At 59.5% G+C, this 25,697-nt stretch carries 21 protein-coding genes; 6 read left to right on the top strand and 15 right to left on the bottom strand.

Features of this window, described 5'->3' with window-relative positions; translation table 11 throughout:
- Positions 1–2 precede the first annotated feature (2 nt).
- Positions 3–1,346: an exodeoxyribonuclease VII large subunit gene (xseA, locus tag HXW73_RS03800; RefSeq protein ID WP_186254972.1), complete on the top strand. Its 1,344-nt coding sequence runs from the start codon at positions 3–5 to the stop codon at positions 1,344–1,346.
- A 35-nt stretch (positions 1,347–1,381) separates the two neighbouring features.
- Here the strand turns inward: xseA and HXW73_RS03795 are convergent, their stop codons facing one another.
- Positions 1,382–1,525: a hypothetical protein gene (locus HXW73_RS03795; RefSeq protein WP_186254971.1), complete on the bottom strand. Its 144-nt coding sequence runs from the start codon at positions 1,523–1,525 to the stop codon at positions 1,382–1,384.
- A 372-nt stretch (positions 1,526–1,897) separates the two neighbouring features.
- Between HXW73_RS03795 and HXW73_RS03790 the strand changes: the two genes are divergently transcribed.
- Positions 1,898–2,752, top strand: coding sequence for an SDR family oxidoreductase (locus HXW73_RS03790; protein ID WP_186254970.1), 855 nt, complete (start codon positions 1,898–1,900; stop codon positions 2,750–2,752).
- Here HXW73_RS03790 and argA read toward each other — a convergent pair.
- The 3 genes from argA to HXW73_RS03775 form a co-directional block, all read right to left on the bottom strand.
- Entirely contained in the window at positions 2,749–4,065 is a 1,317-nt protein-coding gene (gene argA, locus HXW73_RS03785; protein WP_186254969.1) for an amino-acid N-acetyltransferase, read from the bottom strand. The genes HXW73_RS03790 and argA overlap by 4 nt on opposite strands.
- A 134-nt stretch (positions 4,066–4,199) precedes the next feature.
- On the bottom strand, positions 4,200–5,465 hold the full coding sequence (locus HXW73_RS03780) for an inorganic phosphate transporter (protein ID WP_186254968.1): 1,266 nt from the start codon (positions 5,463–5,465) through the stop codon (positions 4,200–4,202).
- Positions 5,466–5,506: 41 nt separating this feature from the next.
- A complete protein-coding gene (locus tag HXW73_RS03775) occupies positions 5,507–6,187 on the bottom strand; it encodes a TIGR00153 family protein (protein ID WP_186254967.1) in 681 nt (226 codons plus the stop codon).
- 136 nt (positions 6,188–6,323) lie between these two features.
- Here HXW73_RS03775 and HXW73_RS03770 point away from each other — a divergent pair, with 136 nt between their 5' ends.
- Both HXW73_RS03770 and HXW73_RS03765 read left to right on the top strand, forming a co-directional pair.
- Positions 6,324–7,211, top strand: a complete 888-nt coding sequence (locus HXW73_RS03770; protein ID WP_186254966.1) for a CYTH domain-containing protein — start codon at positions 6,324–6,326, stop codon at positions 7,209–7,211.
- A 27-nt stretch (positions 7,212–7,238) separates the two neighbouring features.
- Positions 7,239–8,162 carry an ion transporter gene (locus tag HXW73_RS03765; RefSeq protein ID WP_186254965.1) on the top strand — a complete coding sequence of 308 codons (924 nt, stop codon included), beginning with the start codon at positions 7,239–7,241 and terminating at the stop codon, positions 8,160–8,162.
- Between the two features lie 47 nt (positions 8,163–8,209).
- On the opposite strand, the gene HXW73_RS03760 is transcribed toward HXW73_RS03765, so the two are convergent.
- From HXW73_RS03760 to HXW73_RS03750, 3 genes are all read right to left on the bottom strand, one after another.
- Positions 8,210–8,986, bottom strand: a complete 777-nt coding sequence (locus HXW73_RS03760) for a 5'-nucleotidase, lipoprotein e(P4) family (protein ID WP_186254964.1) — start codon at positions 8,984–8,986, stop codon at positions 8,210–8,212.
- A gap of 250 nt (positions 8,987–9,236) precedes the next feature.
- Positions 9,237–9,860, bottom strand: coding sequence for an L-threonylcarbamoyladenylate synthase (locus tag HXW73_RS03755; protein ID WP_186254963.1), 624 nt, complete (start codon positions 9,858–9,860; stop codon positions 9,237–9,239).
- A 49-nt stretch (positions 9,861–9,909) separates the two neighbouring features.
- Entirely contained in the window at positions 9,910–10,830 is a 921-nt protein-coding gene (locus tag HXW73_RS03750; RefSeq protein WP_186254962.1) for a PHP domain-containing protein, read from the bottom strand.
- A gap of 130 nt (positions 10,831–10,960) precedes the next feature.
- On the opposite strand from HXW73_RS03750, the gene HXW73_RS03745 reads away from it, so the two are divergent.
- Both HXW73_RS03745 and mnmC read left to right on the top strand, forming a co-directional pair.
- Positions 10,961–11,260, top strand: coding sequence for a YciI family protein (locus HXW73_RS03745; RefSeq protein WP_186254961.1), 300 nt, complete (start codon positions 10,961–10,963; stop codon positions 11,258–11,260).
- A 157-nt stretch (positions 11,261–11,417) separates the two neighbouring features.
- Positions 11,418–13,424, top strand: a complete 2,007-nt coding sequence (gene mnmC, locus HXW73_RS03740; protein ID WP_186254960.1) for a bifunctional tRNA (5-methylaminomethyl-2-thiouridine)(34)-methyltransferase MnmD/FAD-dependent 5-carboxymethylaminomethyl-2-thiouridine(34) oxidoreductase MnmC — start codon at positions 11,418–11,420, stop codon at positions 13,422–13,424.
- On the opposite strand, the gene HXW73_RS03735 is transcribed toward mnmC, so the two are convergent.
- The 8 genes from HXW73_RS03735 to HXW73_RS03700 form a co-directional block, all read right to left on the bottom strand.
- Entirely contained in the window at positions 13,421–13,696 is a 276-nt protein-coding gene (locus HXW73_RS03735; RefSeq protein WP_066321347.1) for a YheU family protein, read from the bottom strand. The genes mnmC and HXW73_RS03735 overlap by 4 nt on opposite strands.
- Positions 13,693–15,729 carry an NAD-dependent DNA ligase LigA gene (ligA, locus tag HXW73_RS03730; RefSeq protein ID WP_186254959.1) on the bottom strand — a complete coding sequence of 679 codons (2,037 nt, stop codon included), beginning with the start codon at positions 15,727–15,729 and terminating at the stop codon, positions 13,693–13,695. The genes HXW73_RS03735 and ligA overlap by 4 nt, the downstream gene beginning before the upstream one ends.
- A 110-nt stretch (positions 15,730–15,839) precedes the next feature.
- Positions 15,840–17,474: a cell division protein ZipA gene (gene zipA / locus HXW73_RS03725; RefSeq protein WP_186254958.1), complete on the bottom strand. Its 1,635-nt coding sequence runs from the start codon at positions 17,472–17,474 to the stop codon at positions 15,840–15,842.
- Positions 17,475–17,948: 474 nt separating this feature from the next.
- A complete protein-coding gene (gene smc, locus HXW73_RS03720; RefSeq protein WP_186254957.1) occupies positions 17,949–21,440 on the bottom strand; it encodes a chromosome segregation protein SMC in 3,492 nt (1,163 codons plus the stop codon).
- Between the two features lie 18 nt (positions 21,441–21,458).
- Entirely contained in the window at positions 21,459–22,703 is a 1,245-nt protein-coding gene (ccmI, locus tag HXW73_RS03715; protein ID WP_186254956.1) for a c-type cytochrome biogenesis protein CcmI, read from the bottom strand.
- Entirely contained in the window at positions 22,700–23,170 is a 471-nt protein-coding gene (locus HXW73_RS03710) for a cytochrome c-type biogenesis protein (protein ID WP_186254955.1), read from the bottom strand. The genes ccmI and HXW73_RS03710 overlap by 4 nt, the downstream gene beginning before the upstream one ends.
- Complete coding sequence (locus HXW73_RS03705; RefSeq protein ID WP_186254954.1) at positions 23,161–23,688, bottom strand: DsbE family thiol:disulfide interchange protein; 528 nt, start codon at positions 23,686–23,688, stop codon at positions 23,161–23,163. Before HXW73_RS03705 ends, HXW73_RS03710 begins: the two co-directional genes overlap by 10 nt.
- Complete coding sequence (locus HXW73_RS03700) at positions 23,685–25,664, bottom strand: heme lyase CcmF/NrfE family subunit (RefSeq protein WP_240538701.1); 1,980 nt, start codon at positions 25,662–25,664, stop codon at positions 23,685–23,687. The genes HXW73_RS03705 and HXW73_RS03700 overlap by 4 nt, the downstream gene beginning before the upstream one ends.
- Positions 25,665–25,697 lie beyond the last annotated feature (33 nt).

Raw genomic sequence — 25,697 nt, 5'->3', positions numbered from 1 at the left:
TTATGCCATCTACCACGCCCCAGGCGCTTACCGTCAGCCAGCTCAACCAGCGTGCCAAGCAGACGCTTGAGCGCGACGTGGGCGAGGTGTGGGTAGAAGGCGAGCTTTCCAACGTTTCCCGCCCTGCTTCCGGGCATATTTATTTCACCCTGAAGGACGACCGGGCGCAGATTCGCTGTGCGCTGTTTCGTCAGCGGGCGCGGTTTGTGTCGGCACCGATGCGCGACGGCGATCAGGTCAAACTGCGCGGCCGGGTATCGCTGTTCGAGCCCCGCGGCGATTACCAGCTGATTGCCGACGCCGTCCAGGCGGCGGGGCTGGGCGAATTGCTGGCGGCGTTTGAGCGCCTGAAAGCCCAGTTGGATGGCGAAGGCGTGTTTGCCAATGCGCGCGCCCTGCCCTTGCCGCCGCGCAAGCTGTTGATTTTAAGCTCCGCGACGGGTGCGGCGATTCGCGACGTATTGGCGGTATTAGCCGCCCGCTGGCCGCTGGCGGATGTCACGCTGATTCCGGTGCCGGTACAGGGGGCCGAGGCCGCCCCGGCGATGATATCGGCGCTGGCATTGCTCAATCGTCAGGCGCGGCTGGACCCGGAGCGCGATGCCATCCTGATCACCCGTGGCGGCGGCAGCCTGGAAGATTTGTGGGCGTTCAACAACGAGCACCTGGCGCGGGCGATTTTCCATTCGCGGCTACCGGTGATATCGGCGGTGGGCCACGAGGTGGATGTCACCCTGGCAGATTTTGCCGCGGACATGCGCGCGCCCACGCCTTCCGCGGCGGCCGAGCGCCTGGTGCCGGACCAGCACACTCTCAAGCGCCAGCTTGAGCACCATGAAAACCGTCTAATGCGGGCCATGCAGGCGCGACTAGAGAGGGACAGTCAGCGGTTGGATACGCTACGCGCTCGCCTGCGCCACCCCGGCGAGCAGCTTAATCGCCAGCGCCAGCACTTAACCGCTCTCAGTCAGCGTTTACAGCGCGCCATGCAGCAAAGGCTGTCTCAACAAAAGACCCAGGTCGCGCAGCTGAACCGGCGTTTAGCGAGTCAGGATATGACGCGCTTACATCGTGTGGAAAGCGAGCGAGTCAGCCAGCTACAGCGACGCTTGAGCTCAGCCATGCAGCGCCAGCTGGAAACCCGCCAGGCACGCTTGACCAGTGCCGCCCGCGAGCTCAATGCGGTCAGCCCGCTAGGGGTACTCGGCCGGGGCTACGCCATCGCCCAGGACGAGCAAGGCCAGATCGTGCACCGCGCTGAAGATACCTCGCCGGGGCAGAAGCTGAAGCTACAGCTTGGCGAAGGGCGCTTGAGTGTGGAAGTAAAACGGCGCTACAAGAAGTAGCGCCGCGAGTGCTGAGTTGACGGTGCCAACGTCGCTTACTTTTTATCCTTGCCCGGGTTCTGAGGCGAGTCGTCAGGCTTGGGGTTTACGTGATGCGTATCCGGCATCGGATTGGCTTCGTCGTAATGTTCGTCTTCGGGTTTGGGCGATTTGTCGTCTTTCTTATCGGGTTGAGACATAACACGTACTCCTTACGGTCAATGGTGATCGGCATTACTTTGCCTGCTTTTACTGTAGCGCTTCCCGCATAACTTGCAATTAAGCCCTCTCTAACCGACCAACCCCTATAATCTTAAAAAATTCTAAAAAACAACGTCATATAGAACTCGATGGCGTTCAGCAAGCTGATTAGCAAACTAAATAAGACGCATCGACTGCCACTATTGCCAAGGGCTCTGGCCACTGATGGCCTGGTTTGCCCCGCTTGGCGAGTCGGGTCTACATTAAAATCGGGGAGTCAGGGAGATCAGCCCCCGGTTAACGACAAACGCCCTTATGGGGGCAACGCCGTTTTCATTCCACCATCTGTGCAACCCAAGGAGTGACCGCACATGAGCGAACAGCATCAACCCCCGCAGCACCAGAACAAGCAGCCCGGCGACGAGCACGCGATGCACCCCGAGCCCGAGTATATTCGCGAAAGTTACCGCGACGCCGGCAAGTTGCAGGATAAAGTGGCGATTATTACTGGCGGCGATAGCGGTATAGGTCGCGCAGTGGCAGTGCACTATGCTCGTGAAGGCGCGGATAGCGTGATTGTGCACCTGAAAGAACCAACAGATGCCGAAGAAACCAAGCGGCTTGTTGAAGCCGAAGGTCGTCGCTGCCTGGTACTTGAGGGTGATGTGGCAGCACCAAGTTTTTGCCGAGAAATCGTGACACTTACCCTCGACCATTTCGGCAAGTTGAATATCGTCATCAACAATGCGGCCGAGCAATACGATTGGAGCGACATCACTGAAATTCCCGACGATCAGCTGCAGCGCACCTTCGAAACCAATCTATTTAGCCACTTTTATTTAACCAAGGCCGCCCTGCCACACATGAGCCAGGGCGATACGATTATAGCCACCTCGTCGATCAACGCCTTCAAGGGCAACGATACGCTGATTGACTACACCGCCACCAAGGGGGCGATTCAGGGTCTAGTGCGCTCGCTTGCCATGTCGCTGATGGACCGCGGCATTCGGGTCAACGCCGTCGCCCCCGGCCCGGTCTGGACGCCGCTAATTCCCGCCAGTTTTGACGACGACAAGGTGGCGGGATTTGGCGGCCAGGTACCGATGAAACGCGCTGGGCAGCCCAGTGAAATGGGGCCTGCCTATGTGTATCTGGCCAGCGAAGAGTCGTCCTACATGAGCGGCCAGACCCTGCACCTTAACGGCGGCGTGATTCTTAATACCTAACCCGCCAGCGTTTTAACCAGCACCTTGGATTTACGTGCGTGGTTATAGGTTTCGCGCTTCAGCGTCGGTAGCTCTTCGAGGCTGGCAGCGCGAAAGCCCCGTTCAACAAACCAGTGCGCCGTGTGGGTAGTCAGTACAAACATCTCCTGTACCGCCCGCTGGCGGGCACGGCGCTCCAGCGCCTCGACCAGCCGCTCCCCGCGTTCGCCGCCGCGGTAGTTGCTATGCACGGCGACGCAGGCCAGTTCGGCAACGCCGGTATCAGGGAAGACATGCAGCGCCGCGCAGCCGATCACCATACCGTCGCGCTCGATCACCATGTAGTCATCGATTTCGTGTTCAAGCCGCTCGCGGGAGCGTGCCACCAGCATGCCCCTGTTTTCCAGCGGTTCCAGCAGTTCCAACAGGCCCGCCACATCGTTGAGCGTGGCCGGGCGCAGTTGCTCGTAGCGATGCTGGGTAATCATGGTGCCCACACCGTCGCGGGTGAACAGCTCCCCAAGCAAAGCATCGTGGTTGCGCCAGGAAAGCAGGTGAGTGCGGGCCACGCCTTCGCGCGCGGCGGTGCAGGCGGCGTTGAGATGGCGGGCCTGCTCGCTGCCCGGTGCGGCATGCTGTATGCGCGGTTCGGCATCGGCGGGAGAAAGCTGACGCAACAGCGCGCCCTGCTCGTCTTCCAGGCCTTCGGACTCACCCAGCAGAATCAGCTTGTCGGCTTTGAGCGCCACCGCTGCGTGCTGGGCTACATCAGAGGCATCCAGGTCGAACACCTCGCCGGTGCTGGAAAACCCCAGCGGCGGCAGCAGCACCAGCGAGCCTTTTTCCAGCAGCCCTTCGATAGCGCTTGCGCGCACCCGGCGCACCTCGCCGCTGTGGTCGAAATCCACCCCTTCGCGCACGCCCAGCGGCTTAGCGGTCACCAGATTGCCGGAAATCACGCTAAGCTCCACGCCATGGAGCGGCGTGCTGGGCAGGCCCAGCGACAGCCGTGCTTCCAGCCACAGCCGCTGATGCGCCGCTACCTGCTCGACGTGGGCCATGATCGTGCGGTCGGCGACCCAGCGGCCATTGAGGCGCGTCGGCTCAACCCCCGCCGCGCTTAACGCTTCTTGCACCTGTGGACGAATGCCAAACACCACCACCAGCCGTACGCCCAGGGTGTGCAGCAGGGCTAAGTCCTGAATCAACTGCTCCCCTCGGCCAGACGCCATGGCTTCGCCTTCAATCAGGATGACAAAGGTTCGTCCCCGGTGCGCATTGATATACGGGGACGCATTACGAAACCAGTCGACAAAGGGGAAACGAGTATCCAAGGGGCCGCTCTCCGGCAGCAGGTGAATGAAAGAACTAGTGTTACTTTACCAGAGCGCAAAAAATAGCGGCACCTTCTAATGCACTTATGCATAAAGAAGGTGCCGCTAGCGTATGGGATTCGTCGGGACGAGACTTACCCGAACATACCCTTGAACATAAAGAAGAACAGAATGGCAAGCCCAGCGCCTGCGGGCAATGTGATTAACCAGGACATGATAATGGTACCAATCACCCGCAGGTTAAGGGCTGCCAGGCCACGCGCCAGACCCACCCCAAGCACCGCGCCGACAAGCGTGTGCGTGGTAGAAATCGGCAAGCCGGTGCCCGACGCCAATACCACCGTCGTGGCCGCCGCCAGCGTTGCCGCAAAGCCGCGGCTGGGCGTGAGCTCAGTGATCCCCGTGCCTACGGTGGCGATAACTTTATGGCCGTAAGTCACCAAGCCGGCCACGATACCGCCGCCGCCTAGCACCAGGACCCACCACGGCACCAGTGCAGCACCATCGATATCGCCACCGCTGCTGACAATGCTGATCACCGCGGCCAGCGGACCAACGGCGTTAGCTACGTCGTTAGAGCCGTGGGCAAAGGCCATGGCGCAGGCGGTAAAGATCATCAACACACCAAACACGCGCTCCACGTTGGCATAGCCAAAGTGGTCATCGCTTGAATGGACGTATTTCACCCGACGCTCCATCACAATCCCGAGCACCGTAACGACCAAACCAATAATAATCGAGAACAGCAAACTCTGATTGAACCCTACATCTAACCCAACGTGCTTGAGGCCTTTTGTGAAAGTGACCATGGACACGATAAAGCCCACTAAAAAGATATACATGGGCACATACCGCTTAGCCGCCTTCAGGGGGTCACGGTTTTCAAAAATCAGATGATGCACCGACTTGAACAGCATGAAACCGACGCTGCCTGCCAGTAGCGGTGATACAACCCAGCTTGCGGCAATGTTACCAACTGCCGTCCAATCAACGCTGGTAGCACCCAGGCCCGCCACGGCGAAGCCGACAATGGCACCCACAATCGAATGGGTGGTCGAGACCGGCCAACCTTTCATCGAGGCAATCAACAGCCATGTTGCCGCCGCCAGCAGCGCCGACAACATGCCATATACCAGCAGCTGAGGGTCGTCTTGCAGCAGTTCAGGGTCGATAATCCCTTTACGAATGGTGTCGGTAACTTCCCCACCGGCCAGCCATGCGCCAAGAAATTCAAAAATAACGGCGATAATAATCGCCTGTTTGATGGTGATAGCCTTGGAGCCGACTGACGTACCCATGGCGTTGGCCACGTCGTTGGCCCCCACGCCCCAGGCCATAAAAAAGCCGAAAAGACAGGCCAGGATGATAAAAATATCACCGTGCTGAGCAATGATCTGCATAACGCTTCCCTTGTTTTGGGATCAGGTTGGGGGATCAGGTATTAGTTGGCGGTCATGATCTGCAGGCGGCTACCGACCCGTTCAGCGCGGTCGGAAAGCTCGCCCACCCAGTCGATAATCTGGTAAAGGAAGACCACATCGACCGGAGGCAACTCACTTTCCAGGCTGAACAACTGGCGACGGATCGCGACCTGCTGGTCGTCCGCCTGGTGCTCAAGGGTATGCAGTTCGCGGATCATGTTTTGCATCACGTCCGAGACGTTGCGCCCGAAGCCTGACTCCAAAAGGTCCTTGAGCTCTTCCAGCGCCTGGCGGGCTTGCGCCACACAGGCCACACTGGTGCGGATGTAGTCACGCATGGGGTCAGCCAACTCGGCAGGCACAGACATTTTACGGCCCAGCATAATGCCGGTAATGTCGCGCGCTTTATTAGCGATCTTGTCCTGTACGCTGATCAGGTCGAGCAGATCGGAGCGTGAAACAGGCAAAAACATGGTGCTGGGAAGGTTCAAACGTAGCTCGGTCTTGAGTACGTCAGCATCGTGCTCTAAGCGGGTGACGTTTTCGCGCAGTTGCCCAGCGCTCTCCCAATCGCCTGCCAGCGTCGCTTCAAAGAAGGGCAGGAGTTGATCGGCACACTCGTTCGCCTTGACGATGTGAGCGAGTAGCGGCTGGAATGGCGAGCGGCCAAACATCGAGGAAAAAGGGTTGGAAGTAACCATAAAGCCTTTACGCCTGTTTTCGGGAAGCCAGGAAATGGCGGCGATAGTATAGTGAGTGCGTCTGCCGCCGTCATGAAAAGTTCATAATGTCATTAAAATTTAACCTAACTGTCATAGTATAGAGGTGGCAATTGTCATGAAACCCTCAACGCCAACCGAGATCGAACTGAAGCTTGCCCTCGCCTCGGAGGGCCCGGGGGCACTTTCCGAGCATCCCCTGTTGCAGTCGCTGACGCCTAAGCGGCAAACCCTCATCAATACCTATTTCGATACGCCCCAGGGAGCGCTTGCAGAAGCACGCATTGCCGTGCGACTTCGTCAGGTGGATGATCAGGTACTGCAAACGGTCAAAACGGCGGGTCATGGTGGCGGTGGATTTTCCGAGCGACAGGAATGGGAATGGGAGGTGCCGACACTAGAGCTGGATACCCAAGGATTAGCTGAACTACCGCCTTTTCAGGGTTCGCTCGCCGAGTCGATTCCCGCCCTTGTGGCGCAGTTGAATACCGATTTTGTGCGCCACAGCTGGCAGGTAACATGGCAGGAAAGCCATATCGAATTGGCGCTGGACCAGGGTGAGATCCATAGCGGCGGCTATCGAACAACCATTTGCGAGGCCGAGCTGGAACTCAAACAGGGCGAACCCGAATCGCTGTGGTCTCTAGCCCTGGCACTTGCCGAGCAGGTGCCACTGCGCCCTTCCGACAGCAGCAAGGCGGCCCGCGGTAACGCCCTGGGCACTCAACACTGGGCATTGCCCGAGGCAACAACGCCTGCCCAGTGGATGCACCGCGCCACCTTGGCGCTGGACGCCTACCACGACAGCCACCGCGCCGAACACCTGGCCATCGCCCAGGCAGCGCTTGCCACGCTGGCGTCCGACCCGACGCTTACCGAGCAGGCGCGCAACGAGGTCGAGGCAATGCACCATGCGCTGGACACCACTAACCAGTCCAACGTTGCCTATGGCCGGGCGGCGTTAGCGTTTGCCCATCGCCTGGCGCATCAAACCGCGCTACGCTAGCTTTCAAAGCTCATTCAGGACGGCCTAATGAATTTTTCGTTAAAACCTGGCGCAGAGGGACTCCGCGCACGGCTTTTCCACATCATTTTCGAGTCCGATACGCCGGGCGCCAAAGCCTTCGATATTGGCTTGATAATCGCGATCCTGCTCAGCGTCGCGGTCATACTACTCGATAGCGTTGAGGCCTATGCCGAGCGCTACGGCATGCTTTTTTATGTCCTGGAGTGGATATTCACCATACTGTTCAGCATCGAACTAGTGCTGCGCCTTTACTGCCTGGAGCGCCCGACTCTCTACCTGAAAAGCTTTTACGGCATTGTTGACCTGATCGCCATCCTGCCCACCTGGCTGGTATTGCTTATACCCGGCGCCCAGGGCCTGGTGATTGTGCGGATCCTGCGGGTGCTGCGGATTTTCCGCATTCTGCGGCTGATGGAGTTTGTCGGGGAAGCACGGCTGTTGATCGATGCGTTCAAACGCAGTCTGCGTCAGATTTTTTTGTTTTTCTTCGCCATTTTCATGGTGGTCACGCTATTTGCCGCGCTGATGTACGTCATCGAAACGCCGGAATCCGGCTTTACCAGTATTCCCATGTCGATCTACTGGGCGATCGTCAGCATGACCACGGTGGGCTACGGCGATATCGTACCAGCGACGTCGTTAGGCAAGTCCATCACCGTTGTGCTGATGCTGCTGGGTTACTCGATCATCGCCGTACCGACCGGGGTATTCTCTGCCCAGGTCCTCCGCTCGATCCGCGAGGATCGCTACTCTGAAGAAGCCTGCCCCGGCTGCGGCCACGAGCGCCACGAAAAACGCGCCTACTACTGCCTGCGCTGCGGCACCTGGCTGGATGAAGACAGCGAAGACCCGCGCAAGAAAGAGGAAGACAAGCAAGACGACAACGGAGAAGACGCAGACAAAAACGCGCCTCAGGAGGGTGACACCTGAGGCGCGTAGCGCTTCTTACTTATCAAATGGCGTGATTATCTAAACGATCACTCCACTTCGTGCGGGGCGTCCCAAGCGTTTAGCTCGGCATCGCTCCAATCCCCATACGTTGCGTTGGGGAAAACAATCCAGTCTTTGCCAAAGCGGTCGGCATTTTCGTCGACCAATGTGCGCTGCTCTTCCAGGTTCGCCTCAGCAAACTCACCGGCAAAGTCGTGCAGCGAATCGCCGAGTTGCATCACCAGCGTATGCCCGTCCTCAACCTCTGCGCGACGCTCCGACTTGGGTGGTCCCAACAATTTCACACTGTCTTCAGAGACCTGAGGGAGTTCCATTGCCTCAAGCGTGGCCAGGGTGTCGGCCTTATTTTCCTGGTAGCGATCAGAGACATAGTAGATCGCCACGTCGTGCTCATCGGCAAATTCCAGGAAGTCTTTCGCGCCGGGAATCAAACGCGGATCCCCTTCGCGCTCCCAGTGTTTCCAGGTATCCCAGGTGGTGAAGTCATGGCAGGCCTGCATATCACGCACTAGCAAGGCACTATTATCCAGTACTGTTTCGTCAAGGTCGGTAATGATCGCCAGATCGGCATCGCCGCCATGGGCTTCGATCTGCTCTTCAAGGCGATAGGTAGCCAGCTCAAACCCCTGACGCTGCAGGGCAATAGCTTCGGCGGATTGCTGCTGAAAACGCAGCCCCATGGCGTACTCAGCCTGGGCGCAACTCGTATCATCATTCGCCACTGCCTGCCCCGCGAGCGGAAGACTCGCCAAGCTTGCCAAGGCCGCCAGGGTGGCTACATTGCGGTAACGCGATAGTGTCATTGGGCAATCTCCTTTTGTCGGCAATCCTGAAGCAGCAAGAATACCCCACTGCTTGGATTACCTTCGTTATCGATAGAATGCATCGTTACCGTATTTTATTTTGATTGGTCATTCAAATAATATTAGGTAAAACAAGAACCAACTTATGCGGTATCTCTGGATTCAGTGATCGGCAAAAAAGCAGCCCCCAGCAAAGGGCATGGGGGCTCGGTTAACGAGAAGTTGGGGAAATTGGCAGGCCTACAACCACTTAAACAGTAAAGGGCGCGATATCCCCGCGTCCTTCGCGGACGATCTTGGGCGGCAGTTCGCGCAGATCGATGACGCTGGTGGGATCCAGGTGGCAGGCGCCGCCGTCAATGATCAGATCCAGGTGCGCGCCAAACCGCTCGCGGATATCTTCGGCGTCGCTCATCGGCAGGTCCTCGCCGACGGGGATCAGGGTGACGCTCATCAGCGGCTCGCCCAGCGCATCCAACAGCGCGTGGGTGATGCGGTGATCCGGCACGCGAACACCGATAGAGCGGCGTTTGGGATGCAGCAGAAGACGCGGCACTTCGGTGCTGGCATCTAAAATGAAGGTGTAGGGGCCAGGCGTATGCGCCTTGAGCAACCGGAACACGTCGTTATCGACCTTGGCGTAGGTGCCGATCTGCGACAGATCCGAACACACCAGGGTGAAGTTGTGCTTATCGTCCAGCGAGCGCAGCCATTTGATTTTCTCGATGGCTTTTTTCTCGCCCAAGTGGCACCCCAGCGCATAGCCGGAATCGGTGGGGTACGCCACCACGCCGCCTTTGTGGATAATCTCGATGGCTTGGTCGATCAGGCGTTTTTGCGGGTTCTCAGGATGAATCTGAAAGTATTGGCTCATGGCATGCTCCTGCCTATGGGTGTTAGTGGTCCATACCGCCTACCTTAGCTTATGCAGCGGCCAGAGGCCCAGCCGGTGCGTCTTGCAGGTGACGTAAACGCGGATGCTGCCAGATGGGTGGCGCCGCGGTGCGCGGTATCAAGCTCATACTGCCGGGGGCGGCGTGGCTGCCGGGAAAGTGAAAATCGCTGCCCATCGAGGCGTATAGCTCGCGTTCTACCAACTGGCGCGCCAGATCGCGGGTGCTGTCCGGGTTTTGGTGGCCGCTGACCAGTTCCACCGCCTGCCCACCGGCGGCCTGAAAGGTATCCATCAACAGGCCACGCTTGCGCCGGGTCAGGCCGTGTCGCAGCGGATGGGCCAGCACCGCCACGCCACCCGACGCGACAACCCAGCCAACCGCGTCGCTGATTTCCGGCCAGTGGGCCTTTACATCACCTCTCTTGCCGCTGCCCAAAAAGCGTTTAAAGGCGCTGGCCCAATCGGCCACCAGGCCATCTGCCACCAGGGCACGGGCAAAGTCGGGGCGACCCAGCGGTCGGTCGCTCCCCGCCTGTTCACGGGCCTTGGCCAGGGCGTCAGTCAGGCCGGCTTTTTCAAGCCGCTCGGCGATCACGTCGGCGCGTTTGATACGCGCCTCGCGCTGGTGGGTCAGCCCTTCGACCAGCGGGCCCTGAAGGCCGCCCGGCATCAGCGCCACCATGTGAATATTGATACCCTGCCACCTAGTGGATAACTCACAGCCAGGCAGCAGACACACGCCCGCGGATGCAGCCGCCTGGCCCGCCTCCGCCACGCCATCCATGGTATCGTGATCGGTCAACGCCATGTGGGTCAGGCCACGTTCGGCGCACAGCGTGACGAGTTGCGTCGGCGTCAAGGCACCGTCGGATGCCGTCGAATGCATGTGCAAGTCAACGGGGTAACGCTGGTCGGTCTCGAACGTAGCAGGAAGTCGGGGCATAGGCATGACGCCGTGTGGCGAGTTTGTCAGAATAAGGGTGGTTTGATGCGATATGGTGCTCGCTTATCCCGGTCCGGTCAATTGAAGCCGTCGTTGCCCGCCCTTTTGTGCCTTTTTCATTCAAGGAGTTATGCACATGCTATATGCCATCATCAGTGAAGATACGGCTAACAGCCTGGAACGCCGCCTGGCCGCCCGGCCCGACCACCTCGCGCGCCTGGAAGCCTTGCGCGACGAAGGGCGCCTGGTGCTTGCAGGCCCCCACCCGGCCATTGATGCCAACGACCCTGGCGAAGCCGGCTTCAGCGGCAGCCTGGTAATTGCCGAGTTTGACAGCCTGGAAGACGCCAAAAGCTGGGCCGATGCCGACCCTTACGTGATCGCCGGTGTTTACGCTCAGGTGACCGTCAAACCATTCAAGAAAGTTTTACCTTGACCCTGTCGAGTGAATATGGAGGGTCCGTCGGCTTTTTCACAGAGGCTGTGGAAAACTCTGTGAAAACACGGCGGACGCATTTCCCTAAGCCAGGAATAACGCCCTTATTCACAAATTGGTCATTTTTTAACCATCTTTTTGCAACACGGATGACTGCGTGACGCAACGCCCTTACCCTTTGCCGCCTCTCGCGGCGCTAACGTCGCCGTCGCTCACCTGGAACGACGCGGCGCCGCACTCGGACGCCTTCGACGACGTTTATTTTTCCCGCGATAACGGCCGCGCTGAAACCGAGCACGTGTTTATCAACGCCAACCACTTACCCGCCCGCTTTGCCGAGTGGCGGCAGCGGCGCGCCTTTGTGATCGGCGAGACCGGTTTTGGCACCGGGCTAAACATGCTGTGCGCCTGGGCCTGCTTTGCAGCACATGCCCCGGCCAACGCACGGCTTCACCTGTTATCCACAGAGAAATACCCCCTGGATCGCGAATCACTTATCCGCGCATTGAGCGCCTGGCCATCGCTTGCCCGTTATGCACAGGTGCTTTGCGCCCAGTGGCCCGAGGCGGTCAGTGGTATCCACCGTTTGCACCTGAGCGAAGGCGTGACGTTGGATCTGCATTTTGGCGACACCACCGAGCGCCTGTCGCAGTTGGATGGCCAGGTCGATGCCTGGTTTCTGGATGGCTTTGCGCCGTCCAAAAACTCTGAGATGTGGCAACCTGAACTGTTTGAGGCCATGGCGGCCCGCTCGCGCCCCGGCGCGACATTCGCCACTTTCACCTGCGCCGGTATCGTCAAGCGCGGGTTGAAAGCCGCCGGGTTTGAGTGGCAAAAAGTACCAGGCTTTGGACGCAAGCGGGAAATTCTGGCAGGCGAGATCGCCGCGCCACCCAACGACACTCGCCGCCGTGCCACGCCCTGGTTGACCCCGCCTGATGGCCTGGATAACCAACATGTGGCGGTGATTGGCGCAGGCATCGCCGGGGCCAGCGTCGCCGCTGCCCTCGCCAGGCGCGGGATCAAGGTCAGCGTGGTAGAGCGTGAGGTGCCCGGCGCGGGCGGCTCGGGCAATCGCCAAGGAGCGCTATACGTCAAACTGGCCGCAGAGACGAACCATCAAAGCCGGTTTTATTTGGCCGGGCTGATGTATACCCAGCGCTGGCTTGGCCAGTTAGCCACGGATACGCCGGTGTGGCAGCAAAGCGGCGTGGTGCAGCTGGCGTTAAGCGATAAGGAAGCCCGCCGACAGCAGCGCTTCATGGCGCACCATGCACTGCCGGAAGCGGTGGTTTCAGTTCATACAGAAGGATTAAGCGAGATTGCGGGGGTACCGGTCAGCGCCCAGCAAGCGCTGTTTTATCCCCAGGCTGGCTGGGTTCGTCCCAAAGCGCTGTGCGAACAGTTACTCGCGCATCCGCTTATCAGCGTTATACAGGGGGATGTGCGGCAGCTGCAGCGCGACGGGCAGCACTGGCAGCTTGGCCTGGCCAACGGCGATACCGTCAGCGCCGACCAGGTAGTGATCGCCAACGCCCAACTGGCCAACCACTTTGCGCAAACCGCAGAATTGCCGCTCCAGCAGGTTCGTGGTCAGATCAGCGAAGTGACGCTGCCTGAAAGCGTAAAAGCGCCTCAGCGCGTGGTTTGCGCAGGCGGCTATGTCTCGCCTCCCGTCGACGGCGTGCTGACGTTTGGCGCCAGCTTCCTACCCAACAATGACACCACCCAGGTGACGGCTTCCGACCATCAGCGCAATATTGACGAACTGCGAGCGGCATTGCCCGATTGGGTGTCGACCCTTGAAGACGCGGGCGTTGAGCTAAGCCCCGAATCACTCGAGGGCCGGGCCGCCGTGCGTGCGGCAAGCCCGGATAAAAGCCCCTATGCCGGGCCGGTGCCGGTGGCCGAGGCGTGGCAAGCGGCGTATCACCGGCTAAGCAAAGACGCCTCCAAGGTACCTGACAGCGTCGGCGAGCATTACCCGGGGCTGTGGATATCCACCGCCCACGGTTCCCGCGGGCTTTCCAGCGCGCCGCTGTGCGCCGAGGTAATCGCCTCGCGTATCAGCGACGACCCACAGCCATTGGAATTGCCGCTGGTCGATCACCTCCACCCTGGGCGGCGGCTTATCAGCGCGATTATTCGTGGAACGGCAACTTAGATATCGCCTTCTTCCTCGTCGTCGGCTATATCGCGGCCAAACGAACGCCATTGAGCCAGGGTCATCACCTCGGTCATCTCCAGTTCAAGATCGTGGGCAATGATCAGTTCATTGCGCTCAAGCTGCTTTTTAAGCTGCGCTACCCAGCCATGCATGCCCTCGCCCGTGGTATCGGTCGTGTCGTAGCCCTGGCGGGTCACAAACGCTTCTAGCAGGGCATCAAGGGTTTCCTGCGGCAGCATTCTGGCGGGTACTTCAATAAAACGGCTCATTCGTGCTGCTCCCACTCTGCCAATCGTTCTATAAAGGCCGCTTCATCGATGACGTCGACGCCCATCTGCTCGGCCTTGGTGAGCTTGCTGCCGGCGGCTTCACCCGCCACCAGGCAGGCGGTTTTCTTGGAGACACTGCCTGACACCTTGGCGCCCAGCGCCTGCAGGCGTGCCTTGCCTTCGTCCCGGGTCATCGACTCAAGCGTGCCGGTGAGCACCCAGGTTTGGCCGTCAAGGGGCGTGGGGCCTTGGGTGACCTCTGCCTCTTGCCAGGTGACGCCAGCGTCTATCAGCGCCTGGAGTGTTTCCAGGTTATGCGGCTGGCGGAAAAAGGTGTACAGGTGAGCCGCGACTACCGGCCCGACATCGTTTACCGCTTCCAGCCCTGCCTGGTCGGCGTCCTGCAATGCCTGGAGGGTGCCGAAGTGATTGGCCAGGTTGGAAGCCGTTGCTTCACCCACTTCGCGGATACCCAATGCGTAGATAAATCGCGCCAGCGTTGTCGATTTGGCGTTATCCAGGGCATTGACCAGGTTGCGAGACGACTTTTCCCCCATGCGTGGCAGGCTTTGCAGTTGCTCAATGGTCAGATGAAACAAGTCTGCCGGGGTTTTCACCCAGTCCAGGTCAACGAGTTGCTCGATCAGCTTTTCGCCCAGACCGTCCACATCCAGCGCCTTGCGGCTGGCAAAATGCTTCAACGCTTCTTTGCGCTGGGCGGCGCAGTAAAGCCCTCCAGAGCAGCGGGCAACGGCCTCATCGGCGATACGCTCGATCTCTGAGCCGCACACCGGGCAACGGTCGGGAAAGATAATGGGCCGGGCATCCGCGGGGCGCTTGTCGGTATCCACCCGGACCACCTGGGGAATCACATCACCGGCGCGACGAATCGCGACGGTATCGCCGATCATGACGCCCAAACGGGTAATTTCATCGGCATTGTGCAGCGTGGCATTGGAAACCGTCACGCCTGCTACTGTTACCGGCTCAAGCCTTGCTACCGGGGTAATGGCGCCGGTACGGCCCACCTGAAATTCCACCTCGTTGAGCGTGGTGACTTCTTCCTGGGCAGGGAACTTGAACGCCACTGCCCAGCGCGGCGCCCGGGCGACAAAGCCCAGCTCTCGCTGATGGCGCAGATCGTTCACCTTGATCACCACGCCATCGATATCATAGCCAAGCTGGTCGCGCTTCTCGCCGAGCTGTTCGCAGTAATCTGCGACGGCTTTCGGGCCGCTCATGGTGACGCGCTCGGCGCTGGTGCGAAAGCCGAGTGTGGATAACCGCGACATCAAGGCGCTATGGGTCGTATCGCTCAGGTCGGGCTCAAGCCGGGCCGCCTGATAGGCATGAAACTCCAGCGGCCGTTTAGCGGTAATCCGCGGATCTAACTGGCGCAGGCTACCCGCCGCTGCGTTACGCGGGTTGGCAAATACCTTACTGCCTTCTTCCCGGGCGCGTTCGTTGAGCGCTTCAAAGCCCGCATGGCGCATGATTACCTCGCCGCGCACTTCCAGCAGCTCGGGGACGTTCTCCCCCATCAGTTTCAGAGGCACCGAGCGCAGCGTGCGCAGGTTGGAGGTAATGCCTTCGCCGGTGCGGCCATCGCCGCGGGTCGCCCCGCTGACCAGCACGCCCTGCTCGTAAACCAACGACACCGCAGCGCCATCAAGCTTGGGCTCGCAGCTGAACTCGATAGCGTCCGCCTCGTTCTCCAAACGTTCGGCAACGCGCTCGGCAAACGCCTGAATATCGTCGCGGCTAAAGGCATTATCCAACGACAGCATGGGAATGGCGTGGGCCACTTCGGGAAAGCCATCGGCCGGAGCAGCGCCCACTCGTTGGGTTGGGGAATCCGGCGAGACAAGCTCAGGGTTATCGTCTTCGAGGACTTTTAAACGCTGAAATTTACGGTCGTAGTCCGCGTCGGATAACGTGGGCTCATCCAGCACATAGTAGCGGTAGTTGGCGTCGTCCAGCTCGGCGCGAAGCTGGCTGACTTCTTGCCGCACATTGGGGGCAGGCTGACTCATTGAAGCGGGTTCTCATCGACAGGCTAATAACGAAAGTACAGATTCATGGCATTATAAATAAAAACACCCGCCCTCTGCAGGAGGACGGGTGCTGGATAACAAGTGCCTTGTCAGTGTGCCTGCATATGGCGATGCAGGCGATGTCGGCGTTCAAACTCGTGCACGCGTTGGCGCGCGAATTCGATGGTTTGCGCCGTCATAACGCTATGGTTCTCGTCTTTCAGCTCGCCACCCATATGCCGCACAACCACCATGGCGGTTTCGACCATGGCCTCGAACGCTGCCGAGCTGTCGTGGGCGCCGGGTAGCGGCATCAGCAAGGTGATGCCGGGTGTCACGAACTCATCCATCTCTTCGATGGGGAACGTGCCGGGCTTGACGACATTGACCATGGAGAATTGCAGTTCGCTGTCGGCACTTTCGGTTTCAAAGCGGTGGAAAACACCCATGGCGCTGCTGTAGCGCAGGCCGCAGGCCATCATCAGTTCCAGCAGCTTGCCACCGTCAAAGCCTTCCGGATCGCGTGACAGCACGCTGATAACGATCATTTCTTCCGCATTGGTCAACGTTTCTTTAGCGTGCTCACCGCAGACATCATGACGCAGTGCCTTTTCCAACGCCGGGTGAGTCCGCACGACGCCTTCAGGCGCTTCGGGCTCACGCCTGGTCGCTTGTGGCTCGACTGAATCGTAAGGCGCTTCTTCATACGAGTCCTCAGCGGCATACTGAGCCATCTCGGACGCCTGGGCGAGACGCTCTTCCTCGGCAGCCTGGGCGGCCAACTCACGTTCTTTCGCCTGTTCCTGAGCAATACGGGCTTTCTCGGCCTCGGCGGCTTCTTCGGCTACCCGGCGCTGCTCTGCTTCAAGCGCCTTACGTTCTGCTTTCTGTTTTGCCAATGCTTCGGCGCGACGCGCCTTCTCAGCTTTTTTCTTCGCCCGCGCTTTGCGGTGGTCGATCATTTTCTGTTTCAGCGAACGACCAATTTCCTCAAAGTCGACCAGACGATACGTCTCTTCTTCGTCATCATCGGGGTATTCGCCAGCAATATCGTTGCGTAGATGACGACGTTTCGGCGATCCATCGGAGGAAGCATGTTTGGCGAACGCTGCATCCTCTGGCTCAGCCCGCAATACCGGCGTATCGTCAGCTTGCGGGGCCGACGGACGTTCAGCTTCGTTTTCTTGCATGGCACTTAAACGAGGCTCGCGGTTGGCTGTGATGACGGTGTCATCAGACGCAGCACTGGCGTCGTCTGAGGAGGACAGTGCAGGTTCGCGATGGCCTTTTTCTGGCTCTGACGTTGGCTCAGGCATTTTCACCTCGGGGCGCTGGGCACGCGTCGTTGTCGGTGCTTCGGCAGTGCGCGTGGTGAATGGTTGCTCATCCCGACTCTCTTCAACCTTTGAAGAGACAGGTGAGCTTGCCTTACTGGTACTGCGCTTAAACTGTGAAAGTATTTTTGATGGTCCCGGGTGTTCTTGGCGTTCTAACTTCGGCTTTTGATTGAGACCGCTATAATCAGCAGGCTTAACGACACGCGCTCCCCCGTTGGGAAGCTCCCAGTTGACTTCAGCTTCTTTAGCCGCATCGTCGAACTCGGTGGATCGACTTGCCGGTGTTTCGCCGACGGCCTGGTCAAGGCGAGGAACACGGCGCTGGCGCTGGAGTCGTCTCACCCCATCAATCACGATGAGGGAAACCAACGCCAGCCCTAAAATGATTAGCCACTCTCTTAATTCCATGTTGAACATTCCATGGGTCATTTTGACGGTTGCTAAGGCGCGATGCCTGAAAATTAGATCACTACTGTTAAACCTATACTTACCCTAAGCATAGCGCGATTACTACGAAAAGGGCCACTTTTTGCTAATTTTCACGTTATCGCACAGTTTTTAACGTTATTTAAGGCAAAAATTCGACTATACCGTCAGCGATAAGTGCCCTAATGCCTGTCTATTAATTAACTACCTTACGCGATAGCAACATCCTTTGCGATTGAAACCCGTATTAGCAATGCAAGCTCAGCTCTTTAAACATCACCTTGCTGAGTACCGGAAGCCGGATGCGCATACCGCATTTTCTAACACTACTGAAGGCCAAAAAACACTCATCGCCAGATAATATAGATAAGTTTAGCGCCTTGAGTCACCTTTTTTAACTCTGGGGCGTAGATCATTAACCGTTAGGGTAGTTAACAACGCTAACACTTGCGAGCATTAATCCACCAACGCCGTCGCTTCTTCAATGCCTACCGAGACCATCCGCGAGACCCCCGGCTCCTGCATGGTGACCCCCATTAATCGCTCGGCGGCCTCCATGGCAATTTTGTTGTGGGTGATGTAGATGAACTGAACGTTTTCCGACATCTCTTTTACCAACTTGGCATAGCGACCAACGTTAGCATCATCCAAGGGGGCATCGACTTCATCCAGCATACAAAAAGGCGCCGGGTTTAACTGGAATATAGCGAACACGAGCGAGAGTGCCGTCAGTGCTTTTTCACCCCCGGATAAAAGATGAATCGTACTGTTCTTTTTACCCGGTGGACGCGCCATGATCGCCACACCGGTTTCCAATAAGTCATCACCGGTGAGCGTTAGCCAGGCAGTACCGCCGCCAAACACTCTCGGGAACAAGGTTTGCAATCCGGTATTGACCCGGTCAAACGTATCTCTAAAACGCACGCGGGTTTCTTGATCAATACGTTTAATGGCCCGCTCCAGGGTTTCCAGCGCTTCGCTTAGCTCGGCGTGCTGGGCTTCCAGGTAGTCGCGCCGTTCGGCCTGTTGATCGTATTCTTCAATCGCCGCCAGGTTAATGGCCCCCAGGCGGCGAATCTTGTCGGTGGTGCTTTCCAGACGCTCCTGCCAGGCCGTTTCAGTGGCGTCATCTGCAAGCTTTTCAGCCAGTGCATCGCCATCGTGACCCAGCTCAGTGAGCTGCTCATCCTGGGTGGCGGCTTTTAGTTCCAACGCCTGGACGTCCATTCGGCGCTGCTGCAACTGCTCGCGGCTTTGCTCCAGGTTACGTTCATGCTGCTGACGGGTCAGTTCGTCGTTGCGCAACTGCTCCGCCAGCGTCTGAGTTTGCTGCCGGGTGTCGTTTAAACGCTGCTCCTGCTGTTCGCGCTGATGGAGCAGCTCTTCAAGCTCCTCGCCGGCAAGCTCGTCGGGCTCCAGCAGGGTCTCCCGCGACGCTTCCAGTTCTTCAATGCGCAGCGCCAGGCGCTCTTCGCTCTCGTTGCTGCGCGACTGTTGGGAACGCAGGCTATTACTCTCTGCGTTTAGGCGTTCCCGCTCAAGCGCCAGCGACTGTTGGCGGGCTTTCAGCGGTGCATGTTGCTGATTCAACCGTTCGCGATGTTCGCGCTGGTGATCCCGCTGCTCGGCGCTCTTGTCGCGGGTCTCGGCAGCCATTTCCAGCTGTTCCATGGCCTCATGCCAGCGGGCACGCTGCTCATCGAGAGTAAGCGCTAACTCTGCTTCATCTTCCTGCAGCTGACTCAGTTCTTCGTCAAGTTCGGTGGCTCTGCTTTCCAGGTGTTCCAGACGCTGAGCAAGACGCTGCTCGGTTACCGCCAGTTGCTGGAGCGTGGCAGCGTGTGCACGCTCGTCCTCCGCCTGTTGGTCACGGGTGTGCTCAAGCGTCTCGATGGCTTCACTCGCCGCCTCGCACTGGGCGTCAGCGAGCGCCAGCGCCTCTTCGTCCTGCTCCCGGCGGGCCGCCAGCTCATCATAGCGACGCCGTGTGACCAATAGCGCATCCACGCCGTCACCGTTGGCCTGCTGGTGCAGCCAGCCACGCCCGCGCCACACGCCCTCGCTGGTGACCACGCTTTCACCAGGGGCAAGCGTGGCTAATAGCGCGTCCGCTTCGGCGCCGCTCTCGGCATAGTGAATACTTGCTAACCATTCACCCAGCGCGCCCGCCCCACTCACCAGCGCATCCAGGCGATGTCCGCCGCGCAAGGAAGGCGATGCCTGATCAATCAAGCACCAGTCGGTGGCCAGCGCGTCGGGCAGGGCCTGCAACTGATCAGCGGCGACCAGACGAGCATTGAGCCAGGGCGCCAGCAGCCAGGAAATCACCCGCTCCCAGCCGGGTTCAACGCTAATGGCCTCGCCCAGTCGCGGCGCCTCGGCAAGCCCGTGGGCGGTTAACGCCTCGGTGATTTGCGGATCGTGATCGGCAAGCGCGGCATCAATCAGCGCTTGCAGCGAGGCAAGTTCGCCCTGTCGTTCGCTTAACGCGGCGCGTTGTTGATCGCGGGTCTGGGTCGCCTGTTGGTAAGCCGCTTTGGCTTCACTGTAGCGCTGCTGCCATTGGTCGCGCTCGGCCTGAAAGGCCTCGGCACGCTGCTCGGCCTCTTCCTTGCGGGCCTGGCATTCGGCGTGCTCGCTGCGCAACGCGGTGACATCAGCAAGCTCGCCACGCTGCTGACGGCGGCGCTGGCGTTCGGCCTGCAGGCGGGCAATTCGCTGTTCAAGGTCACGCAATTGATCCTGGCGACGTTCAGCCTCGCGGCTGGCATCCCGCCAGTGGCTGTCGGCATCGGCCCACTGTTGCTCGGCGGCTTCCAGAGAGGGGCTGGCATCGGCCAGGGTCTGTTCCAGGGTTTCAAGCTGTTCGTCGAGTGCTTCGTGTTCAGGCAGCAACTCTTCCAGCCGCGCTTCAATGGCTGCCAGGCGCTCCTGATCGCCTTCGCTGACCTGGCGCTGCTCGTCGAGGTCTCGCCGTGCCGTCTCGATGTCACTTGCCAGTTGCGCTTCCCGGCTGCGCCGATGGGCCTGGTCCTGCTCCAGACGGGCGATGCGGGTAGTGGTCTCAAAGAACTGTTGCTGATGGCGTTCGAGCACTTCGGCAAGTTCATCGTGTTGCTCGCGGGCCTGCTCCAGACGGGTTTCGCACTGGCGAACGCCGAATACGTCTTTCTCGACGGCGATTTCCAGCTCGCGCACGCGGCTTTCCTGCTGGGACTGTTCAGCCCGCAAGGCACGCCCGCGCAGCACGGCAAGCTCACCTTTCAGCTGGAATTCCTGCTGCTTTAATGCCTGGTAACGCTTGGCGGCCTCGGCCTGGCGCTTGAGCCGTTCAAGCTGCTTATCCAGCTCTTCACGGATATCATCCAGACGCTCCAGGTTCTCCTGGGTACGCCGCATGCGGTTTTCGGTTTCGCGGCGGCGTTCCTTGTATTTGGAGATCCCCGCGGCCTCTTCCAGCGTGGCACGCAGATCGTCCGGGCGGGCTTCGATCAGCCGCGATATCATCCCCTGGCCAATAATGGCGTACGAACGCGGGCCTAGACCGGTGCCCATAAACAGGTCGGCGATATCCCGACGGCGGCATTTTTGGCCATTGAAAAAGTAGTTGGACTGGCCGTCGCGAGTCACCAGTCGCTTCACCGCAATTTCAGCGTACTGGGCGTAGACACCGCCCATGGCGCCATCCCGGTTATCGAACTTCAGCTCGATGGAGGCCTGGCCCACGGGCTTGCGACCCGTCGAGCCATTGAAGATGACGTCGGCCATGGACTCACCGCGCAGCGTCTTGGCGGAGGATTCGCCCATGACCCAGCGCACGGCGTCGATAATATTCGATTTGCCACAGCCATTGGGTCCGACGATCGCGGTCATGTTGCCATCAAAAGGCACCGTGACCGGGTCAACAAAGGATTTGAAACCGACTAGACGGATCGACGTTAAACGCATGGAGACGTCACGTTGAGATTATTCAAAAACACGATCAATGGTCACCCTGGTAGCCTCTCGTGCGTTAAGCGGGCCAACGTCGACGCGGTCGACAGAGCCCCATAAATCCCCTGCCTGGGGGGTTGCCTGACCACTTGGTGAGACACGCACCATCAGGCGAACCTCGCGCGCTTGCGATATCTGCGCGTCAGCCGTCATGGCCGCGCGGTCGTCCAGCACGACGGTCATTGGCAGTTCTGACACCAGGCCCTGAACCACCGCCAGCGGTGGTTGCTCGCCTTCTGCATCACGCGCAACGATAAAGACTTTATCACCACCGTCAACCTGGCTTGCCAGACCGGGATCAAGCGACACGCTGACCTTCACGCCGGGGCCATCTGCCTGTGTGACTTGACTGACTTCTTCTTCACCAAGGCGCGATTGCGCCACCTGAATGCCTTCACGAAGCGATGCGGCAATGTCCGGGTCCTCGACGTTGGCCACGGCGCGCCGCCAGCGGTCGATCGCCTGCACATAATCGCCAGCGTCGAAGGCGTGAATACCGAGTATCCCCAACGCAGTGGGCTGGCGAGGGTCTTCAGCCAGCACTTCGTCCACGAGCCCTTGCACTTCGTCGGTGAGTTCACGCCCCGCCATGAAAAAACGCAGTTGTGCGAGCTGGGCTAACAGCGACGGCAAACGCCCTTCGAGGGCAATCAAGCGCTCGAGAGCTGTCACGGCGTTATCCGCTTGGCCGGTTTCCCGGTATAGCGGGAACAGCGTGCTCCACAGGTTGGGGTTGGCCGGCTGCTGGGACGCCTGGGCTTCAAGCCGCTCGATATACATCTCGCGTGAGCCCTCCGGGTGTTCGCGAACCTCCTGGCCAATGGCCCAAAGCACGAGATCATCTTCGGCGCCCTGCTGCTGATACCACACCACGCTGCCCGCCCCCAGCGCGAGCATCACCAGCGGCACGACCCAACGCCCTGAGGCATAAGGCTTCAGCGGCCGACGCTGCAGGATGGCGGTATCGTCCAGCAGACTGCGTTCCAGTTCAAGACGTTCTTCCGCCAATTGTGTCGCGTCCACTTTCCCCTCGGCGTGGGCATTTTCAAGCGCCGCCAGACGCCGCCGGAAGATGGCGACATTTTGCTCGGCGGCGCTGTCATGCTGCTCAAAGGCCAGTTGCTCGTCGCGCCAGCGGCGCGCCCTTCGCAATGGCAGCACCAGCAGCCACAGCGCGGGCAGCAATACGCAGGCAAGGGCGATCCAAAGCAGCGTCACGATGACTCCTTACGCTCAATCAGGGCATCCAGCCGCGCCTGCTCGTCAGGGCTCAGCGCCTTCGCCGAGGCATGACGACGGGCTCTGACGATCAATGCCACCACCACGCCCACAAGCACCAACAACCCGACCGGCAAGCCCCACAGCAAATAGGTACGCTGTTCCAGGCGCGGGTTATAGAGAATGTAGTCGCCAAAACGCTGCACCATATGATGGATGATTTCCGTGTCCGATTTACCCTCGTCAAGCAGTTGATACACCCGTTCCCGCATGTCCGCCGAAATGGGCGCATCGGAATCATCGATCGCCTGGTTTTCGCACAGCGGGCAGCGCATCGACGCCGTTAGGTCGCGATAGCGCTGCTCTGTTACCGGGTCATCAAATTCACGCAGTTCGATACCGGCCGACCACGTCGGCAGCGCGCACAGCACAATCACAATCAGGCCTAACAAGCGAATTAGCGCCATTTTTCCACCTCCGGCAGAAGTCGGCTGCGCACATCCTCGGGCGAGACATAGCCTTTATGGTGATAGCGAATGATGCCTTGAGCATCGACCACAAAGGTTTCTGGCGCGCCGATGACGCCAAGCTCAAAGCCCAAGACGCCCTCGGGGTCAAAAATATTGGCCTCGAAGGGATCACCGAATTCATCCAGAAACGCCAGGCCATTTTCGCGGGTATCGCGGTAGTTGACCCCCACCAGACGGATACCACGATCAGCCAGATCAAGCAGCTGGGGCATTTCCTGACGACAGGCGGCACACCACTCCCCCCATACATTGACCAGCGTCAGTTGACCTTCGAGCAACGATTGATCGACCCGCTGCTGTTCGTCTGCAAGCGTTGTGGCCTCAAACGCAGGGAAATCGCGGGCCATCAGCGCCGAGTCACGACCAGCGGGGTCCTGCGACAAGCGCTCAAAGAAAAACAGCGCCAAGCCTAAAAACGCAACGGGTAACAGAAACAAAAGCCAGCGTCGTTTCATGCCTGCCCCTCCTGCGCCAATCTTGCCGGGCGCGTCTTGCGGTAGCGCTTGTCGAACACCGCCAGCACACCGCCCAGCGCCATCAGCAAGCCACCGAGCCATAGCCAGCGCACGAAAGGTTTGTACTGGATACGCATCGCCCAGCTGCCGTCGTCCAGCTCTTCGCCCATGGCCACGTAAAGATCCCGGAATAATCCCGGGCTCAACGCCACCTGGGTCATGGGCATGCCAGTCGCTAGATACAGCCGCTTTTCAGGCTGCATCTCGAAACGGCGCTTGCTGTCACCGCGCTGGACCTCGATTACCGCGGTATCGGCCAGAAAATTGGCACCGCGCCGGTCGAAAAGCTCGGTCATGGTAAATTGATAACCTGCCACCTCGACGCTGGTATCCGGCGACATGCGCACGTTGCGCTCCACCGCATAATGGCTGACCACGGTGGCACCGACAATCGTCACCGCCACCCCTAGATGGCCCAGCACCATGCCCCAGTAGGCAAGCGACAGCTGTCGCAACCCATTCCCCATGGAGCGCCGCTGCCGCACTTTATCGAACAGGTCACGGCTCAATGACAGCAATATCCACAGCGCCGTCGACAAACCCAAGGTCACCCACAGGTTCCATTCGCCGCGATACACCAGCGGCACCAGTGCCCCCAGACCCAGCGCTACCAAACCCGCCAGCCACAGTTTGCGCACCAGTTTGCCCGGCGATGTCGTTTTCCAGTTCGCCATCGGCCCTAGGCCCATGAACAGGCAGGCAATCACTGTCAGCGGTACAAACAGCGCGTTGAAATAAGGCGGCCCCACGCTGATTTTACCCAGCCCCAGCGAATCCAGGATCAACGGATACAGGGTGCCGAGCAGCACCGTCATCGTCGCGGTCACCAGCAACCCGTTATTGATCAGCAGCAGGGCATCGCGTGACAGCCAGTTAAACCCCACGGCATGGCTGACGCGGGGCGCGCGCAGGGCAAACACGACCAGGGAAAGCGTGACGGTGATCGCCAGCAGCACCAGGATAAACAGCCCCCGCGAAGGGTCATTGGCAAAGGCATGCACCGAGGTCAGCACGCCGGAGCGGACCAGGAAGGTGCCCATCAGCGAAAGCGAAAAGGTGGCAATCGCCAGCAGCACCGTCCAGCTCTTGAAGGAGCCGCGTTTTTCGGTGACCGCAAGCGAATGGATCAGGGCCGTGCCGGTGAGCCATGGCAGCAGCGAGGCGTTTTCCACCGGGTCCCAAAACCACCAGCCGCCCCAGCCCAGCTCGTAGTAGGCCCACCAGCTGCCCAGCGCAATCCCGACCGTCAAAAACGCCCAGGCGGCGTTGGTCCAGGGCCGTGCCCAGCGGGTCCAGGCGGCATCCAACCTTCCTCCCAACAAGGCGGCGATAGCAAAGGCGAACACCACCGAAAATCCTACATAGCCCATATACAGCATGGGCGGGTGAATGATCAGACCGATATCCTGCAGCAGGGGGTTAAGGTCCGCGCCATCGGTGGGGATATCAGGCAGATGCCGCTCAAAGGGGTTCGAGGTCAACAGGATAAACAACAGAAAGCCAGCGCTGATCAACCCCAGGATACCGAGAACCCGGGCAAGCATGTCGCGGGGCAAACGCCGCGACCACCAGCCGGCGACGCATCCCCAGCCCGCCAGCATCAGGCTCCACAGCAGCACCGAGCCTTCATGGTTGCCCCAGACGGCACTGAGCTTGTAATACCAGGGCAACAGCGAATTAGAGTTGTTGGCGACATTCACCACGCTGAAGTCGTCCATCGCGTAGCTGGCCGTCAAGCAAGCGTAGGCCAACAGCACAAACAGGAACTGGCCGGTGGCCATGGGCTGCCCGTAGGCCATCCACAAAGGGCGTCGCGTTGCCGCCCCTGCCAATGGCAGCACTGATTGCACGACCGCCATCAGTAGCGCAATGATCAAGGCGAAATGACCTATTTCGGGCAATATCCGGGTCAGCATGGGGTCTCCGGCTGAACACGACGATCAACGGCG

The sequence above is a fragment of the Halomonas sp. SH5A2 genome, from assembly GCF_014263395.1.
Lineage (GTDB): Bacteria > Pseudomonadota > Gammaproteobacteria > Pseudomonadales > Halomonadaceae > Vreelandella.
This window is presented reverse-complemented; position numbering and strand designations above follow the sequence as displayed.